This is a genomic window from Nostoc sp. UCD121, assembly GCF_014222285.1.
In the GTDB taxonomy this organism is placed as follows: domain Bacteria; phylum Cyanobacteriota; class Cyanobacteriia; order Cyanobacteriales; family Nostocaceae; genus Nostoc.
The window spans coordinates 1-1,469 of record NZ_JACKZS010000450.1 but is presented as its reverse complement, the minus strand read 5'-3'; the positions used below and the strand labels follow the sequence as shown (position 1 = coordinate 1,469).

The 1,469-nt window shown below is 34.9% G+C and carries 1 protein-coding gene; it reads left to right on the top strand.

Translation table 11 applies throughout. From position 1 onward, the window contains the following. Positions 1 to 136: 136 nt before the first annotated feature. On the top strand, positions 137 to 1,297 hold the full coding sequence (locus tag GNF10_RS36770) for an AAA-like domain-containing protein (RefSeq protein ID WP_185582499.1): 1,161 nt from the start codon (positions 137 to 139) through the stop codon (positions 1,295 to 1,297). Positions 1,298 to 1,469 lie beyond the last annotated feature (172 nt).

The window sequence follows — 1,469 nt, the reverse complement described above, 5'->3', positions numbered from 1 at the left end:
GATAAGACATTTAACACTTAAAGAAGATTAAAAATAATAGAAATAAGAGCTAAAATCTATCAAAATGTTGATGTTTTTAAATATAAAATTGTTTAAATAATTACAAGTATCCCTATAAATAGGGATTAACTTGACTATGAGATATCAAGTTGGTGGTAGCCTGAAGTATGATGATTCTACATATATTGTCCGTCAAGCAGACGAACAAATTTACACTGGATTAAAAACAGGAAATTTTTGTTATGTCTTCAACTGCCACCAAACAGGCAAATCATCTCTACTACACCGGACTATTCATCGGTTAAAAAAAGAAAATCATATCTGTATTTATCTGAGTTTAGCTCTATTAAGTACTAATCAAATTACACCTATACAATGGTATAAAGGCATTATTTTTAGCCTTTTTCACAATTTAAATCTGACAAAACAGGTCAACTTTGAAAGTTGTTGGGAGCAACAATCAGAGGTTTATCCTGTACAAAGACTGTATCAATTTGTTGAACAGGTGTTGCTCAAAGAAGTTCAAAATAATCGCATTTTCATCTTTATCGATAATATTAATAGCCTGCTAAGTTTGAATTTTCCCGTCAACGATTTTTTTATCTGGATTCGTTACTGTTATGAGCAGCAAGCACACAATCCAAGCTTTCAACGCTTGAGTTTTGCTTTGTTTGGTGTAGCCAGTCCATCTAATCTAATTGTTGATCCACATCGAACTCCCTTTAACATTGGTCAAGCGATTAAGTTATGTGACTTTCAATCACATGAAATTATGCCCCTACTTGAAGGTTTAGAAGAAGTAGTCAGTCAGCCACAGGCAATATTGCTGCATATTATTCATTGGACAAGAGGGCAGCCGTTTCTTACCCAAAAGCTTTGTCAGCTAGTTGTGCAAGTTGCCTTAGAAAGTTATAAAGAACCGATTACCATACCGAACGGTGCTGAAGGATATTGGGTAGAACAATTGGTGCGATCGCGCATTATTCAACATTGGGAATTCCAAGATGAACCTGAACATCTCCGTACCATAAGAGATCGCTTACTTTTTGACAAACACAAAGCAGGAAAGTTATTAAATATTTATCAACGGGTATTACGAGTAGAGGAACTAAGGAATCGGAACCCGATAGACAACTTGATACCAGCCGATGATAGTGAAGAACAGACGCAACTGTTGCTATCTGGTTTGGTGGAAAATTATAACGGCTATCTGAGAGTTAAAAATCCGATTTACCGGAGTGTTTTCACTCCTCAATGGGTGTTAAGACAGTTAGAAAATCTTCCCTTTTCTTGGTAGAAGCTAGTAATGAGAATACATTTGTTAGATAAGTCCTACATTGCTTGTCTGATAAATAAGTATAATATGCCACCAAATCATACATTATATATCTATGAACTTTTCTTGTATATAATTTCTGCCAAGTTTTCAAGCAAGTCGTGATTACAGGTAGTTCCACAACTATTAATAC

What these genes read in the sequence shown, in the direction of transcription:
- GNF10_RS36770 (WP_185582499.1), top strand. Translation starts at nt 137, where the DNA reads ATGAGATATCAAGTTGGTGGTAGCCTGAAGTATGATGATTCTACATAT.